We start from the raw sequence: 15,596 nt of genomic DNA on the forward strand, positions 1-15,596 counted from the left end.
TCAGCGACCGGCCACGGGCGCGACGGGCGCCACCGGCACCGCAGGGGCGATGTCGTCAGCCAACGCCACGGTGTCGTCGGCTTCATCGGCACCGCGGCCGACGATGCCGGCGAGCCAGGCGGTGACGATCGGGGTCAGGATCGCGGTGACCACGACGCAGGCCGCAACCAGGATGGTGGCGGGCCGCGCGGCGTCCGCATAGGCCGGGTTGGCGGCGGCGACGATCGCCGGGACCGCTGCGGCATTGCCCGCGGTGGAGGCCGCAGCGACGCCGGCGATGCCGGTGCCGCCGGTGAGGCGATCGGCGAAGAACAGCGGAATGCCGGTGACCACGACCACGGCGACGCCCATGCCGAGGCCGAGCAGGCCGGCCTGCCAGACCTTGGTGAGGTCAAGCCCGGTGCCGAGCGCGAAGGCGAAGAACGGGATCATCACCGGGACGGCGCGGCTGAGAAACGCGCGCATCTCGCGGTCGAGATTGCCGATGATCATGCCGACGATCAGCGGCAGGATGGCGCCGACCAGGGTCTGCCAGGGGAACGCCGACAGACCGGCGACGCCGAGCGTCACCATGGTGAGGAACGGGCCGCTCTCCAGCGTCATGATGGTGTAGGCGCCGACGTCCTTGGGACGGCCGTACTGGCCCATCAGCGCCATGTAAAGGCCGCCATTGGTGTCGTTCATCGCCGCGACGATCGCCAGCGTCGAAATCCCGGCGAACATGCCGCCGGTGACCGGCGACTCGCCGAGAATGCGGCCGAACACCACGCCGAGGATCACGGCGACGCCGACTTTTACGAACAGCAGCGTGCCGCCCTTCTTGACGATGTAGGGGGTGGAGCGGAAGTCGATGCTGGCGCCCATGCAGACGTAGAACACCGCCAGGATGGTGAGGGCGCCGGAGAACAGCGCGCCGGTGAAGGAGCCGAAGAATTGCGGGGTGCCGGGAAAGAACGTGGTGATCAACGCCCCGATCAACAGCGGGACCGTCATCATCCCGCCGGGCACTTTTTCGATCGCTCGCTTAATCGGAATCTGCATGTTGTGACCTTCCCGCGCCGCGCGCACAATTTGATCAGTTTGCGCAATTTTATGTCGGCAACCGCGCCTGATGGGGCTATTTATGCCCAGAACGCGCAAATCGCAAGCATCTTTGCGCGGTTTGCGCAAACTCTTTGCGCAAACGTGTCATGCGTGGATGCGCACGCGGAGTCATTCGGGGGCGAGGCGCGTTGCGGCGAGCCTCTTCTCCCCTCCCCCTTGCGGGGAGGGGGCGGGGGTGGGGTCCACAAGCACGGCGTTCGGATTCGCTCACCACTTGCAGATGGCCTGAGTGTGGCTCGCCCTGGATGATCCTGACGGCGCGGATCCCGCAGCTACCCCCACCCCCAACCCCTCCCCGCAAGGGGGAGGGAAGCGCGCTGCCGTTGTTGCCGGCTCTGCATTTCAATCTTGAGCGATAAGTGAGTCCAGGTCGCGCTTGGGCGATGAGTTAGTTCGGCAAGCAGAGGCTCTCAAGGAACAGACCGGACGCGTTCGCCGGTGCCGTCTGGCGCCTTCGCCCACCAGCAAAGCCACAAAGCGCAGCCTCACACCACCGCGCGGCGGCCGATGATGGCGAAGCGCAGCCGGCTGGAGATGGCGTCGATCGCCGCCACCGCGACCATGATCATCAGGATCAGGAACGACACCTTCTGCCATTCCAGCACCCGGATCTGTTCGGCGAGCTGCAGCCCGATGCCGCCGGCGCCGACGATGCCGATGATGGTGGCGGAGCGGGTATTCGACTCGATGAAATACAACAGCTGCCCGGCGATCACCGGCAGCACCTGCGGCAACAGCCCGAAGCGGATCTCGTGCAGCGGCGTGCCGCCGGCGGCGCGGATGCCCTCGACCTGCTTCTGATCGGCGGTCTCGAAAGCTTCCGAGAACAATTTGCCGAACGAGCCGAAATCCGACACCGCTATCGCCAGCACGCCGGCGAACGGGCCGAGCCCGACCACGTTGATCCAGACCAGCGCCCAGATCAGCGTATCGACGCCGCGGATCGAATCCAGAAAGCGGCGCACCGGAAACCGCACCAGATTGGTCGGCACGATGTTGCGCGCGGCGAGCAGGCTGACCGGCAGCGCCATCGCGGCGGCCAGCGTGGTGCCGAGCACCGCGATCGACAGCGTCTCGCCCATCGCCGCAAGGTAAGTCGGCAACGAGGCGCCGGGATCGGGCGGGATCATCAGCAACACGAACCAGCCGAGCTGATTGAGCCCCGCCCACATCCGCTGCGGCGAGAACTCCAGCTCGTTGAGGCCGAAGATGAACAACGCGAGTGCTGCGAGGATCAGCGTCGGCACGCCCAGCCGCGACGACGCCGGGCGGTCGAACACCGCGGGATAACGCGCCTTCAGCGCGCGCAGATCGGAGGTCGGAAGCTCGCTCATGTGCGTTCTCCGCCGAACAGGCGGCCGCGCACCCAGCCGGTGCCGATGTCGATCACGAACACGGTGGCGATGATCAGCAGCAGGATCGCGCTGACGTCGGAGTAATAGAATTTGCGGATCGCCACCACCAGCTCCTGGCCGATGCCGCCGGCGCCGACGAAGCCCATCACCGAGGCGCCGCGCACATTGATCTCGAAGCGCAGCAGCGCGTAGCCGGCGAAGCCCGCGGCGACCTGCGGCAGCACCGCAAAGCGCATGCAGGAGATCCAGCCGGCGCCGGTGGCGCGGACGCCTTCCACCGGCTTCATGTCGACGTTCTCGACGATCTCGGAGAACTGCTTGCCGAGCGCGCCGGTGGAATGGATCGCGATCGCCAGCACGCCGGCCATCGGCCCCAATCCGAAAGCGATGACGAAGATCAGCGCGAACACGATGTCCGGCACGGTGCGGCAGAATTCCAGGTAGCGCATCGCGACGATGCGCAGCCAGGGCTGCGGCGCGGTGTTCTTGGCGGCGACGAAATTCAGCACCAGCGCCAGCACCGCGCCGCTCAGCGTGCCGACATAGCTGATCAGCACGGTCTCGCCGAGCAGCGCCAGCCATTTATGAAAGCCCCAGAACCATTCGCCGGGATCCGACCACACCCGGGCGCCGCTCTCCAGCGTGAAGATGCGATCGAAATAGCTGACGAAATTGCCGATCTTGGCGACGAAGGTGGCCGGATCGACTTCGGCGCCGACGGCAGCCGCCAGCAGCGCGGCGACGGCGATCGCGGCGCTGAGCGCGAAGCGCAGCCGCTTGCGCGCCACCGCGCGGCGATAGCCGTCGTTCAGCGCGGCGAGCTGCTGCTCGGGCAGAACGGATATCGCAACCGCCATCAGATCCGACTTTCCAAAGTGCGACATAGAAAAAGTGCGACATAGAAAAGGAGCCGGATCTTGCGACCCGGCTCTCACCATAGCGGGCTCGTCGCTATCTTATTGGGCACCGACTTTCACCTCTCCCCGCACGCGGGGAGAGGGTGGCGATGTCGCACCGCTACTATCACCCGCGACGCCGGGCTCCCCGGCAACCGCTTCGTGCTTACGACGCCTTCTTCTTGCGCAGGGCGTCGACGAACTTGATCAGCTCGATGGTGGCGTCCCAATCCTTGGTGGTGGCGGCGTGGAAGCCCTTCTTCTGGCCGTCCGACAGCCGGTCGAACGCGGCCTTGTCCTTGGTCGGCGACTCCATGAACGCCTTGGCGATCGCCGCCTTGAGGTCGTCCGGCAGATCGGAGCTGTAGGCATACATCGACGGTCCGATGATCGGCGCCGATTTGTGGATGATGCGGAAGTCATCCTTCTTGAACGGCGTGCCATCGGCGTGCTTCAGCATGCCCTTGGTCAGCATCTGCGCCAGCGTGGAGTCGTCGTCGCTGGTCCACTGGTTGGCGGCGACGTCGACGGTGCCCTGCGCCAGCGCCAAGATCGCGTTCTCGTGGCTGCCGGTGAACACCACCTTGCCGAAGTAAGCGTCGGCGTCGGAGATGCCCAGCTTGTCGAGCTCGAAGCGCGGCACGTTGTTGCCGGAGGTGGAGTTCGGATCGACCAGGCCGAGGTTCTTGCCCTTGAGATCGTCGATCGTCTTGAACGGCGTCTTGGCGTTGACGAAGAACACCGAATAGTAGCCGGTGCCGCCATCCGCATTGAGATCGCTGGCGAAGGCATCGGTCTTGACGCCGGTCAGCCGCGCGCGGGCGAACGACGCCGAGCCATAGGCCGCGATCTGGATGTTGCCAGAACGCTGGCCCTCGATCACCGCGGCGTAATCGTTGGCGATCCGCAGGTTGACCTTGACGCCGAGCTCCTTGGACAGATAGGCGACGAACGGGGTCCAGCGCTCGGTGACGCCGGAGGCGTTTTCGGCGGGGACGATCGCAAAGGTCAGTTCGGGATACTTGGTCCTGTAGTCCTGCGCCGCGGCGGCGGAGGCGGTCATCGCCAGCGCGGCGGCGGCCAGAAGCATCGAACGACGGTTGATCATGGTGACATCCCTGTGGTTGTGGTGTGTTCGGTTGCGCGTTGGCAACCCTCGTCTGCGTGACGCGGCTTACGCCGCGGCTGCCCTGCCGAGCGCCGGCAGCATCGGTCCTGCGGGCTGCGGCGCCGAGGCCGCCCCCATCACCTCGTTGGCTTCGAGATCGTAGAGTTCGCGGGCGATGCTCTCGGTCAGCGCCGCGGGCGCGCCGTCGAACACGATGCGGCCGTTCGACATGCCGATCAGCCGGTCGCAATAGCTCCGCGCCAGATCGAGCGAGTGCAGGTTGCACAGCACGGTGATGCCGAAATGCTTGTTGATGCGCAGCAGCGCGTCCATCACGATCCTGGTGTTGCGCGGATCGAGCGAGGCGATCGGCTCGTCGGCCAGAATGATGTCGGGCTCCTGCACCAGCGCTCGGGCGATGGCGACGCGCTGCTGCTGGCCGCCGGACAGCGAATCCGCGCGCTGCGCCGCGACGCCGCCCATGTCGAACTGTTCCAGCGCCGACATCGCCAGCGCGCGGTCGCGCTCCGGCCAGGCCTGCACCAGCGACCGCCACGGCGGCATCTCGGCGAGCCGGCCCATCAGCACGTTGGTGAGCACGTCGAGCCGGCCGACCAGATTGAACTGCTGAAAGATCATCGCCGAGCGGGCGCGCCATTGCCGCAGCTCGCGGCCGCGCAGCGCGGTGACATCCTGGCCTTCGAACATGATGCGGCCCGCGGTCGGTTCGGCGAGCCGGTTGATCATCCGCAGCAAGGTCGACTTGCCGGCGCCGGAGCGGCCGATGACGCCGACGAAGCTGCCGGGCTTGACCGCGAACGACGCATCATCGACCGCGGCTTTCGAACCGAAACAACATGTGAGTCCTTCGACAACCAGCATGCGCCACTCCTGACAAGACTACACACCGCTACCGCCGCCGCTTTACACTGGTGTGACGTTTGTTCGACAGCGCACCGCTTGCCGCGCGTTGCAGGATCGTCATTCAGCCGTCACGGAATGCATCGAAGGAAGGCCATCCCCACCCTGGATGCGCGCGCATTCACAACGGACGTGCTGATGGCTGCTAAAAATCTCTCCGTGGTTCCCTCGATCGCGGCGACCGCCAGCGTGAACGACTGCACGCTCGGCGCCTATTGCGAAGTCGGCGCCCGCACCTCGCTGCTGGAAGTGGCGATGGGCGATTACTCCTACGTCGTCAACGACAGCCAGATCGCCTATGCGACGATCGGCAAGTTCTGCTCGATCGCGGCAATGACCCGGATCAATCCCGGCAATCACCCGATGCAGCGCGCAGCACAAGCGCATTTCACCTATCGGGCCAGCGCTTACTTCGACGGCGAAGCCGACGACGCGGAGTTCTTCGCGTGGCGGCGGCAGCATCACGTGACGATCGGTCACGACGTCTGGATCGGCCACGGCGCGATTCTGCTGCCGGGCCGCAACATCGGCACCGGCGCGGTGGTCGCAGCCGGCGCGGTGGTCACCAAGGACGTCGCGCCCTATAGCATCGTCGGCGGCAATCCGGCGAAGCCGATCCGGCAGCGGTTCTCCGAGCAAGTCGCGGAGCGGCTGATGGCGCTCGCCTGGTGGGACTGGGATCACGCCGCGCTGCGCCGCGCGCTGCCGGATTTCCGCAATCTTGCGATCGAGGATTTTCTCGACAAATATCAACACCGCGCCGGGGCGCCGGCGCCAAGCAGTTTTGAGCGGAGCCAGCACGCATGATTGGATTGACGATCGAGGGCAGCAGCGTGCTGCTGGGCGAGGATTTTTTCGAGGTCTGCGTCAAGCTCGACGGCGAGCGGATCGCCGAGATCGACCGCAAGCCCGATGGCGGCGCGCGGCTCGACGCGCGCGGACTGAAGCTGTTGCCGGGCATCGTCGACATTCACGGCGACGCCTTCGAGCGGCAGATGATGCCGCGCCCCGGCGTCGACTTCCCGATCGACATCGCGTTGTGCGAAAGCGACCGCCAGGCGATCGGCAACGGCATCACCACGGTGTTCCACGCCGCGACCTGGTCGTGGGAGCCGGGGCTGCGCAGCGGCGCCAATGCCGAGCGATTGTTGACCGCGATCGAAACGCTGCGGCCGCAGCTCGCCGCCGACACCCGCTTCCACCTGCGCCACGAGACCTACAATCTCGACGCCGAGCGCACCATCAAGCACTGGATCGCCGCCGGCCGCATCGATCTGTTGGCGTTCAACGATCACACCGACTCCACCGTCGCCAGCCTCAACACGCCGGCCAAGCGCAACCGCATGGTGGAGCGCGCCTGCGTCAGCCATGACGCGTTCGACAAGATCGTCGCGGCCGTGGTGTCGCGGCATCACGAGGTGCCGGGCTCGATCGCCCGGCTGGCGGAATCCGCCCGCGCGATGCAGCTGAAGATGCTGTCGCACGACGACGACAGCCCGGAGCTGCGGCAGGCGTTCCGCGACCAGGGCGTGGCGATCGCCGAATTTCCGGTCAACGAGCCGACCGCGGTTGCGGCGATCGAGGGCGGCGACTTCACGGTGTTCGGCGCGCCGAATGTGGTGCGCGGCGGCAGCCACACCGGCTGGACCAAGGCCGCCGACATGATCGCCAAGGGGCTGTGCTCGATTCTCGCCTCCGATTACTACTACCCGGCGCCGCTTTTGGCGGCGTTCCGGCTGGTCGCCGATGGCATCCTGCCGCTGCCGGACGCCTGGGCGCTGGTGTCGTCGGCGCCGGCCAAGGCGGTCGGGCTCACCGACCGCGGCGTGATCGCCGAAGGCCGCCGCGCCGATCTGATCCTGGTCGACGACAGGGTGGCGCTGCGGCCGCGGCTGGTCGCGGCGATCGCCGCCGGCCGCGTGGTCTATCTCAGCGAGGCCTGGCGGCTCAGCGGCGGCAGCGCGCAGCAGCGCACTTCATTTGCAGCGGCGTGACGGCGGGCTATTCTGGATCGATGTCCCGCTTTCCCCGTTACGCCATCTATTATGTCCCGGCCGCCGACAGCGCACTCGCTCGGTTCGGCGCCGCGTTGCTCGGTTACGACGTCCATCGCGGCGCCGAGCTCGATTTTCCTGCCGATGTTGCGGCGGCTATTGAGGACTGGCGCGAACTGACCGCCGACCCGCGCGGCTACGGCTTCCACGCCACGCTGAAGGCGCCGTTCTCGCTGGCGCCTGCGCAAAGCGAAGCCGCGCTGCTCGCCGCATGCGAGGATTTCGCCGCGGCCGCGCCGACGGTGCCGGTGATTGAGCCGACGGTGGCGGCGATCAGCGGCTTCATCGCCGTGGTGCCGGCGACGGTGTCGCCGCAGCTGATGGACTTGGCGCAGGCCTGCGTCACCGGCTTCGACGGCTTCCGCGCGCCGCTGACCGAACAGGATCGCGCGCGGCGCAATCCGGCCAGGCTGACGCCGGCGCAACTCGGCTATCTCGACCGCTGGGGCTATCCTTACGTGTTCGAACAATTCCGCTTCCACATGACGCTGACCGGACGGCTGCCGGCGGAACGGCAGCCGCCGGTGCTGGCGCTGCTGCAGCAGCGCTTTGCCGCGCTGGCTTTGCCGGAGCTTGCGATCGACCGCATCGCGCTGTTCCGCCAGAGCGATGCCGGGGAGCGATTTCGGGTGATCGGGGAGTTCGAATTGCGACCGGCAGCGGCGGGCGCGTTGCCGGCAGCGGCGCGATTGTAGCGAAGGCAAGCTGCCCAACCGCGGCCGTCATTCCGGATTGCGAGTTCGAAGAACGAGCAAGTCCGGAATCCATACTCCCTGCAGGGGTTATGGATTCCGGGGTCGCTCGCAGTTTACGCTGCTCGCGCCCCGGAATGACGGCGCGGGACTCTTGAAGCGCATCGATCCAATTCGAACGTGAGCCATTTGCCGAGGTTGAAGTCTTCCACCTCTAACCGCCGCCGAGCCAGCGCCAGAATCGTTGCACCGCGGTGACCGGGGGCGGTGCGGGCGGCGGCGGCGCGGGCGGCTCACGCCGCGGACCTTCGCGGTCACTGACCGCGTCGGTCGCGGCCTGCAGCGCCAACGGCCCGACATGGCTGAGAAACGCCTGCTCGTAGCCGCGCGACAGCCGCTCCACCGCGACCTCAAGCGGCAGCCACGCCACCTCCTTGACGTCGTCCATCAGCGGCAGCGTCGGCTCGTCGGTGGCTTCCATGCGCCAGAAATGCACCACCTTGGAGCGACCGCCGGTGTTGTAGGCCAGCGTCCCGATGAACTCGTGCACCATCACGCGGTGTCCGGTCTCTTCCAGCACCTCGCGCTCGGCGGCCTGCCGCGGCGTTTCGCCGGCATCGAGCTTGCCCTTCGGCAGCACCCATTGATTGCGCTTGCGCAGCCGCACGATCGCGACATGCGGCGCCGCCCCGCTCCGCAGCACGACGCCGCCCGCCGCCAGCGACGGCTCCGCCAAATTACGCCGATCCGATTTCATGCCTGTGCCGATCCGCATTTGCGGGCATGATGCCCGCTGGCCCGGCGCAGCGCAAATTGCGGGGATGGGCCAGGAGCGGCCTCACAGCCTGGAAGATAAGCGCACCAGCCCGCTGCGCGGACGCCCTCACCTCTCCCCGCTTGCGGGGAGAGGTCGACCCGGCGTAGCGCTAGCGAAGCCGGGTCGGGTGAGGGGGCGCCTCGACATAACGAGGCGCCCCCTCACCCGGCGCGACAAGCTTCGCTTGTCTCGCCACCCTCTCCCCGCAAGCGGGGCGAGGGGAAAGATGCCGCACCGCTCCAATCAGACTGCGTGCATTTTGAGTAGCCGCTCAGGGCGCCGGCGGTGGCGCCACTTTCACATAGGCGCGGTCGGGGCTGAGCATACAGCGATAGACCCGCGTGGTGGCGGTGTCCCAGCGCTCGACGGTCTGGCCGCAGGTGCTGCAGGCGAAGCTGCCGGGCCGGCCGGCCAGCGTCTCGGACTCGGCGCAGCGATACTGCGCGCCGCACTCACATTCGATATCGAACATTTTCATTGCGATCGACCTCCGGAGAGCTCCGCAATGCAGCTACGCCCGAATTATGACACTCAGACGACAGTTCGGCGGGCGAACCGCGACGGCGGCGTGCCATCCCCAGCGAACTCGCGGAATTGGCGATAATGCCCTGTTAATCTCGTTTTCGTAGCATCGGGCAACCATCCTCACGGGCAACGCGGGAGCCGGCGGCGCAGCGGCGACGCAGGGTTGAACAATGACCGATCTCGCCATTGCGACCCGTCCCGAGCTCGCGGCGGCCCCTGGATTGCAGGCGCTGCAGCTGCGCCTGCTGTGGCTGGTCGGTGGCTGCGGCGCCATCGTATTCATCGAGCCGAGCCCCTACGAGATCGCCATCGTGATGGCGGTCGTGGTGTTCGCCGCCACCGGGCTGCGAATGGCGCCGCCGCTCTTGGTGCCGCTGACATTGCTCGCCGGCATCGGGCTCGGCTACGCGATCGGCGCCATCGCGCTGATCGACGATCCGGAAATTCTGACCTGGCTGCTGACCTCGTGGTACATGGCGATCACCGCGATGTTCTTCGCGATGCTGATGCTGCAGGACACCAGCGCGCGGCTCGACGCGCTGCTGCGCGGCTATCTGTTCGGCGCGATCATCGCCGCACTCGCCGGCATCGCCGGTTATTTCGGCCTGATCCCCGGCGCCGACGAGCTGTTGACCTTTGCCGGGCGGGCGCGGGGCACCTTCAAGGACCCCAACGTGCTCGGCGCCTTCCTGGTGCTGCCCGCGCTCTACACGCTGCAGCGGATCATCGAAGGCTCGTTCTGGACCGCGACGCGCAACGGCGTGGCGTTCGGCATCCTGAGTCTCGCGATCTTCCTGGCGTTCTCGCGCGCCGCCTGGGGCACCTTCGCCGGCGCTGCATTGCTGATGGTCGCCTTGATGTTCGTCACCGCGCCATCGCAGCAGGCCCGCTTCCGCATCGTGATGCTGACGATGATCGCGCTGGTGCTGGCGGCCGCGGCGATCGCCGTGCTGCTATCGCTCGACCAGGTCGCCGCCTTGTTCAAGGAGCGCGCCAGCTTCCACCAGCCCTATGACAGCGGCCGGTTCGGCCGCTTCGGCCGGCATCTGCTCGGCGCCGGCATGGCGCTGGACTATCCGACCGGCATCGGCCCGCTGCAATTCCGCCGGTTCTTCCCGGAAGACACCCACAACTCGTTTCTCAACGCCTTCATGTCCGGCGGCTGGATCAGCGGCGTGCTGTATCCGGCGCTGGTGTTCACCACCGCGATCTACGGCGTCCGCAACGTGTTCGTCCGCACGCCGTGGCAGAAGGCCTATATCCTGGTGATCTCGACGCTGGTGGTGACGCTGCTGGAAAGCTTCATCATCGACACCGATCACTGGCGGCACTATTTCATGCTGCTCGGCTTGACCTGGGGATTGGCGGTGGTCAGCAGCGGCTATCGCCAGGCCGCGCTGCTCCGATGACCGCCGCGGCTTCCCGCAAGGCGGCCCTACGCCGAGGCAATCTCACATGACCGAACCACGACACATCCTGGTCAGCGGCGGCGCCGGCTATATCGGCAGCCACATGGTGCTGGCGCTGCTCGGCGCCGGCGAACGGCCGATCGTGCTCGACGATCTCTCCACCGGGTTTCGCGCCGCGGTGCCGGCCGGGGTGCCGTTCGTCGAAGGCAGCAGCGGCGACGCCGCGCTGATCGGCGAGCTGATCGAGCGCTATCCTATCGAGGCGATCATCCACTTCGCCGCCAGCATCGTGGTGCCGGAATCGGTGGCGCATCCGCTGGACTACTACGCCAACAACACGGTGAACGCCCGGGCGATGCTGGCCTGCGCGGTCGCGCACGGCGTGCCGCATATCGTGTTTTCCTCGACCGCGGCGGTGTATGGCGAGCCGGAGCGCGTGCCGATCGACGAAGAGCAGCCGACCGCGCCGATCAATCCCTACGGCCGCTCCAAGCTGATGGTGGAATGGATGCTGGAGGACGCCGCCAAGGCGCATCCGATCAGCTACGCGGCATTGCGCTACTTCAACGTCGCCGGCGCCGACCCGCAGGGCCGCGCCGGGCAATCGTCGCGCGACGCTACGCACCTGATCAAGATCGCCGTGCAGGCCGCGCTCGGCAAGCGCCCCGGCATCGACGTGTTCGGCACCGACTATCCGACGCCGGACGGCTCCTGCATCCGCGACTACGTCCATGTCGCCGATCTGGCGCAGGCGCATCTCGACGCGCTGCGCTATCTGCGCGGCGGTGCGCCGAGCCTGGCGTGCAACATCGGCTATCAGCGGGGTTTTTCGGTGCTGGAAGTCATCGATACGGTGAAGCGGGTGTCCGGCGTCGATTTCGAGGTGCGGCTGCGCGAACGCCGGCCCGGCGATCCCGCGAGCCTCGTGGCCACGAATGAGCGGGCGATCTCGCGGCTCGGTTGGACGCCGCGCTACGACGATCTCGACACCATCGTGCGCCACGCGCTGGACTGGGAGCGCAGCCTGTCGTCGCGCGCAGCCTAGCGCTGCAGCACTGCTGACCCGCGCGCGAGCGGTATTGAGATTGATTTGCCGCAAAGCATAAAAGTTCGCGCTCTGCCAGAAATCAGCAAGAAGATGTCGCGGGTCTGCAACGGATACAGCGAATGTTTCGCGTGAACAGGATCTCGGCCACTCCCAAGATCCTCGCCATCGTTTATTCGGACGGCGAGGCCGCCAGCTCATACATCGCCGAACTGGGCTACCGGCTGCGGGAGGCCGGCACCTCGATCGCGGGCATCGTGCAGTACAAGCCGACGCTGCCCAAGCAGAGCCGCTGCGCCATCGAGGTCGAGGAATTGACCTCGCGATTCGTGCTGCAGCTGTCCGAAGAAGACGCCGATCAGCCGTTCGGCTGCCGGGTCGATCCCGAAGCGCTGGCGGAAGCCGCCGCGTTGATCACCGCGGCGCTGCGCAAGAATCCCGACGTGGTGATTCTCAACAAGTTCGGCCGGCTGGAAGCCGAGGGCGGCGGCCTGGGCGAGACCATCGCCGAGGCGATCCAGCTCGGCACGCCGTTGATCGCAGGCGTGCCGCGGCGCAATCTCGCGCCGTGGCGGGCGTTCACCAAGGGCCTCGCCGAAGAAATCTCAATCGGCTCGACGCGGCTCTACCAGTGGCTCGCCGCGCACCGCATAATTTTGGATTGCGAGATCGCGGTGGCGCCGTCGATGGCGACGATCCGCGCCACCGGCTGAGCCGCTTCCCCTTCCCTTCCGCCGCCATCGGGTGCCTTCGGAAGAAACGCCTCGCTGCGGGCACTGATTCACCTCTCCCCGCTTGCGGGGAGAGGTCGACCTGGCGGAGCGCAGCGAAGCCGGGTCGGGTGAGGGGGCGTCTCGGCATAACGCGGCGCCCCCTCACCCGGCGCGCCAAGCTTCGCTTGTCACGCCACCCTCTCCCCGCAAGCGGGGCGAGGGAAGCTGCGCGCCGCTCGATCAATCTCGATACGGCAGCACATGACGGCGTCGGCGCTGCGCGCCGATCTCGGCTCGCAACGACACCAGCCGCCCTGCCCGATCCGCGCCGGCCGCAGCCGGCGCGGTTCGAGGCGACGATGGCGGAAGGCCTACTTGCCGATCATCACGTCGGACGACTTCACCACGGCGGAGACCGTGTCGCCGACCTTGAGGGCGAGATCGTCGACCGCCTCGTTGGTGATCGCCGAGGTGATGGTCAGGCCGGAGGCGAGCTCGACCTTGACGTGGGCGGTGGTCGATCCCTTGGTGACCGCCACAACCTTGCCGGGAAGAATATTTCGGGCGCTCAGCTTCATTTGAAATCCATGGATTGCGGGAAGAATTTTCCCTGGGATGCGCGTTAACTACACGACTCGCGCTGCGAAGTCTAAGGGCCGCAGCGAATGTCTGCGCCGCCGCCGGCTCATGCATAGCGGAGATGCTCGCAGGCCATTTACATTGCCGCCCGATCCGGGCTTTTCGTCTTATTGCGATGGCATATCGCTTGCATCTAGCTCAGCGGCGATTGCCATCGCCAGACTCAGAACCACAAGGATCGATAAAATGCTCGGAATTGGTGACCACCTGCCGCCCTTCGAAGTCGTCGGCGTGAAGCCCGGCTTTCATGTGCAGGAGGAAAACGGACAAAGCGCGTTCGAGACGCTGACGCAGGCCAGCTTCCCCGGGAAGTGGAAGATCATTTTCTTCTATCCGAAGGACTTCACCTTCGTGTGCCCGACCGAAATCGCCGAATTCGCCCGGCTGTCGAAGGATTTTGCCGATCGCGACGCCGTCGTGCTGGGCGGCTCGACCGACAATGAATTCTGCAAATTGGCCTGGCGCCGCGACCACAAGGATCTGCACAAGCTGGCGATCTGGCAGTTCGGCGATTCCAAGGGCTCGCTGGTCGACGGCCTCGGCGTGCGCTCGCCCGATGGCGTCGCCTATCGCTACACCTTCATCGTCGATCCCGACAACGTGATCCAGCACGTCTACGGCAACAATCTGAATGTCGGCCGCAGCCCGAAGGACACGCTGCGGGTGCTCGACGCGCTGCAGACCGACGAACTGTGCCCGTGCAACCGCGAAGTCGGCGGCGAAACCCTCAAGGTGGCGTAGCGCGGCATGTCGATCGATGCATTGAAGGAGCGGATTCCCGACTTCGCCAAGGATGTGAGGCTCAACCTCTCGTCGATGGCGGGCGACGAGACGCTGGCGCCGCAGACCAAATACGGCTTGTTCGTCGCGGCCTCAGTGGCGACGCGCAATCAGGAGGTGATCGCGGCGATGCAGGCGCTCGCCCGCGACAACGTCGCCCCCGCGGTGATCGCGGCGGCGAAATCCGCAGCCGCGATCATGGCGATGAACAACGTCTACTATCGCTTCGTGCATCTGGCGTCGAACAAGGACTACGCCACGATGCCGGCGCGGCTGCGGATGAACGTCATCGCCAACCCTGGCGTCGACAAGGCCGACTTCGAATTGTGGTCGCTGGCGGTGTCGGCGATCAACGGCTGCGGCATGTGCATCGATTCGCACGAAAAGGTGCTGCTGGCGGCCGGGGTGAGCACCGCGGCGATTCAGACCGCGGTGCGGTTCGCGGCGGTCATCCAGTCGGTCGCGGTGTCGATCGAGGCCGGCGCGCCGGACCTCGCGATCGCGGCGGAGTAGTCACGAGCACGGAGTTGTCGCGAGCACGGCTTCACCTCTCCCCGCTTGCGGGGAGAGGTCGACCCGGCGAAGCGGAGCGTAGCCGGGTCGGGTGAGGGGGCGCTTCGGCATAACGAGGCGCCCCCTCACCCGACTCGAACGCGCTGCGCGCATTCGAGCCACCCTCTCCCCGCAAGCGGGGCGAGGGGCCGATGCGGCACCGCTGTGATTACGATGGTGTTGGTCAGCTCGGTGCGAGCACGGCTTCGCCCTCTCCCCGCAAGCGGGGCGAGGGGCCGATGTGGCACCGCTTGGATTACATGATCAGTTGCAGATTGAGCCGTTCGCCCACGGTCGTCATTCCGGGCGCGAGCACTTGCGAGCGAACCCGGAATCTTGCTGCGGATGCAGGAGTCCGCGGCGCGTTGCAAGATTCCGGGTTCGCTCGAGCTATCGCTCTCGCGCCCCGGAATGACGGTCATGTGTTAGTGAGAAGCGCGTACCAAATCAGCGACGCGACGTGCCCCGGACGAAAGCGCAGCGCGCCGCACTTGCGGCGTGGTGCGCTGAGAGCCGGGGCCGTTACGGACCGCGGCTTCTCCCGGCATCACTCGTGACGGTCCCGGTTCTACGGCGCAGCGCTTCGCGCTGCACCGCGCCCGGGACACGAGTCTTGCCTGCGGCGCCAATGCTTACCAGCGCCAACCCCGCTCAGCCGAATTTGAACAGCACGCCGTAGCCGCCGCGCGGGTAGCTCCATTCGATCTCGCCGGAGCCTTCCGCGATCACCCGGCAGGTGCCGCATTCGACGCAGCCGTCCGGTGCGATCTCGACCTGGCCGTTGCTGTTGAGATCGTAGCAATGCGCCGGGCAGACCTTGAGCAGCGTCAGCAAGGCGGCCGACGGCTTGGTATGCGGCTTGACCTTGATATGGGCCTGGCCGGCGTCGACCAGATAGCGATTCTGGAACAGCTTGTCCTCGACCCGCACGCCCGGTTCCGTTGTCATGGTTTCGACCTCCGAATAATTCGATCAATCAGTTGCGC

The 15,596-nt window shown here is 66.5% G+C and carries 17 protein-coding genes; 8 read left to right on the forward strand and 9 right to left on the reverse strand.

The window, feature by feature from the left end; translation table 11 throughout:
• The 5 genes from HNR60_RS13615 to phnC all read right to left on the reverse strand — a co-directional run bounded on the left by HNR60_RS13615 (position 1) and on the right by phnC (position 5,345).
• A complete protein-coding gene (locus tag HNR60_RS13615; RefSeq protein WP_184258350.1) occupies positions 1–1,041 on the reverse strand; it encodes a 2-keto-3-deoxygluconate permease in 1,041 nt (346 codons plus the stop codon).
• 548 nt (positions 1,042–1,589) lie between these two features.
• Positions 1,590–2,438 carry a phosphonate ABC transporter, permease protein PhnE gene (phnE, locus tag HNR60_RS13620; protein ID WP_184258352.1) on the reverse strand — a complete coding sequence of 283 codons (849 nt, stop codon included), beginning with the start codon at positions 2,436–2,438 and terminating at the stop codon, positions 1,590–1,592.
• A complete protein-coding gene (gene phnE / locus HNR60_RS13625) occupies positions 2,435–3,316 on the reverse strand; it encodes a phosphonate ABC transporter, permease protein PhnE (protein ID WP_184258354.1) in 882 nt (293 codons plus the stop codon). Before phnE (HNR60_RS13625) ends, phnE (HNR60_RS13620) begins: the two co-directional genes overlap by 4 nt.
• A gap of 205 nt (positions 3,317–3,521) precedes the next feature.
• Positions 3,522–4,463 (reverse strand): phosphonate ABC transporter substrate-binding protein, encoded by a 942-nt coding sequence (gene phnD, locus HNR60_RS13630; protein ID WP_184258355.1) that lies wholly within the window; start codon positions 4,461–4,463, stop codon positions 3,522–3,524.
• Positions 4,464–4,529: 66 nt separating this feature from the next.
• Positions 4,530–5,345 (reverse strand): phosphonate ABC transporter ATP-binding protein, encoded by an 816-nt coding sequence (gene phnC, locus HNR60_RS13635; protein WP_184258356.1) that lies wholly within the window; start codon positions 5,343–5,345, stop codon positions 4,530–4,532.
• 177 nt (positions 5,346–5,522) lie between these two features.
• Here phnC and HNR60_RS13640 point away from each other — a divergent pair, with 177 nt between their 5' ends.
• Genes HNR60_RS13640 through HNR60_RS13650 form a run of 3 tightly spaced genes read left to right on the forward strand, consistent with a single transcriptional unit; the run spans position 5,523 to position 8,133 of the window.
• Positions 5,523–6,191 (forward strand): DapH/DapD/GlmU-related protein, encoded by a 669-nt coding sequence (locus HNR60_RS13640; RefSeq protein WP_184258357.1) that lies wholly within the window; start codon positions 5,523–5,525, stop codon positions 6,189–6,191.
• Positions 6,188–7,378 carry an alpha-D-ribose 1-methylphosphonate 5-triphosphate diphosphatase gene (locus tag HNR60_RS13645; RefSeq protein WP_184258358.1) on the forward strand — a complete coding sequence of 397 codons (1,191 nt, stop codon included), beginning with the start codon at positions 6,188–6,190 and terminating at the stop codon, positions 7,376–7,378. Before HNR60_RS13640 ends, HNR60_RS13645 begins: the two co-directional genes overlap by 4 nt.
• A gap of 20 nt (positions 7,379–7,398) precedes the next feature.
• Complete coding sequence (locus HNR60_RS13650) at positions 7,399–8,133, forward strand: DUF1045 domain-containing protein (RefSeq protein WP_184258359.1); 735 nt, start codon at positions 7,399–7,401, stop codon at positions 8,131–8,133.
• A 211-nt stretch (positions 8,134–8,344) separates the two neighbouring features.
• On the opposite strand, the gene HNR60_RS13655 is transcribed toward HNR60_RS13650, so the two are convergent.
• Together HNR60_RS13655 and HNR60_RS13660 are read right to left on the reverse strand one after the other, a co-directional pair.
• Positions 8,345–8,887 carry an NUDIX hydrolase gene (locus tag HNR60_RS13655; RefSeq protein WP_184258360.1) on the reverse strand — a complete coding sequence of 181 codons (543 nt, stop codon included), beginning with the start codon at positions 8,885–8,887 and terminating at the stop codon, positions 8,345–8,347.
• A gap of 331 nt (positions 8,888–9,218) precedes the next feature.
• Positions 9,219–9,425: a hypothetical protein gene (locus HNR60_RS13660; RefSeq protein ID WP_184258361.1), complete on the reverse strand. Its 207-nt coding sequence runs from the start codon at positions 9,423–9,425 to the stop codon at positions 9,219–9,221.
• A gap of 217 nt (positions 9,426–9,642) precedes the next feature.
• Between HNR60_RS13660 and HNR60_RS13665 the strand changes: the two genes are divergently transcribed.
• The 3 genes from HNR60_RS13665 to HNR60_RS13675 all read left to right on the forward strand — a co-directional run bounded on the left by HNR60_RS13665 (position 9,643) and on the right by HNR60_RS13675 (position 12,639).
• Complete coding sequence (locus HNR60_RS13665) at positions 9,643–10,881, forward strand: O-antigen ligase family protein (RefSeq protein ID WP_184258362.1); 1,239 nt, start codon at positions 9,643–9,645, stop codon at positions 10,879–10,881.
• 46 nt (positions 10,882–10,927) lie between these two features.
• Positions 10,928–11,926 (forward strand): UDP-glucose 4-epimerase GalE, encoded by a 999-nt coding sequence (gene galE / locus HNR60_RS13670; RefSeq protein WP_184258363.1) that lies wholly within the window; start codon positions 10,928–10,930, stop codon positions 11,924–11,926.
• Positions 11,927–12,048: 122 nt separating this feature from the next.
• Positions 12,049–12,639 carry a DUF2478 domain-containing protein gene (locus tag HNR60_RS13675; protein ID WP_184258364.1) on the forward strand — a complete coding sequence of 197 codons (591 nt, stop codon included), beginning with the start codon at positions 12,049–12,051 and terminating at the stop codon, positions 12,637–12,639.
• 371 nt (positions 12,640–13,010) lie between these two features.
• Here HNR60_RS13675 and HNR60_RS13680 read toward each other — a convergent pair whose 3' ends face one another.
• Positions 13,011–13,217, reverse strand: a complete 207-nt coding sequence (locus HNR60_RS13680) for a TOBE domain-containing protein (protein ID WP_184258365.1) — start codon at positions 13,215–13,217, stop codon at positions 13,011–13,013.
• A 247-nt stretch (positions 13,218–13,464) separates the two neighbouring features.
• Here HNR60_RS13680 and HNR60_RS13685 point away from each other — a divergent pair, with 247 nt between their 5' ends.
• Both HNR60_RS13685 and ahpD read left to right on the forward strand, forming a co-directional pair.
• Complete coding sequence (locus HNR60_RS13685; protein WP_184258366.1) at positions 13,465–14,019, forward strand: peroxiredoxin; 555 nt, start codon at positions 13,465–13,467, stop codon at positions 14,017–14,019.
• A 6-nt stretch (positions 14,020–14,025) separates the two neighbouring features.
• Positions 14,026–14,571, forward strand: a complete 546-nt coding sequence (ahpD, locus tag HNR60_RS13690; RefSeq protein ID WP_184258367.1) for an alkylhydroperoxidase, AhpD family — start codon at positions 14,026–14,028, stop codon at positions 14,569–14,571.
• 690 nt (positions 14,572–15,261) lie between these two features.
• On the opposite strand, the gene HNR60_RS13695 is transcribed toward ahpD, so the two are convergent.
• Entirely contained in the window at positions 15,262–15,558 is a 297-nt protein-coding gene (locus HNR60_RS13695; RefSeq protein ID WP_184258369.1) for a ferredoxin family protein, read from the reverse strand.
• Positions 15,559–15,596: the final 38 nt, after the last annotated feature.

Source organism: Rhodopseudomonas rhenobacensis (assembly GCF_014203125.1).
Lineage (GTDB): Bacteria > Pseudomonadota > Alphaproteobacteria > Rhizobiales > Xanthobacteraceae > Rhodopseudomonas_A > Rhodopseudomonas_A rhenobacensis.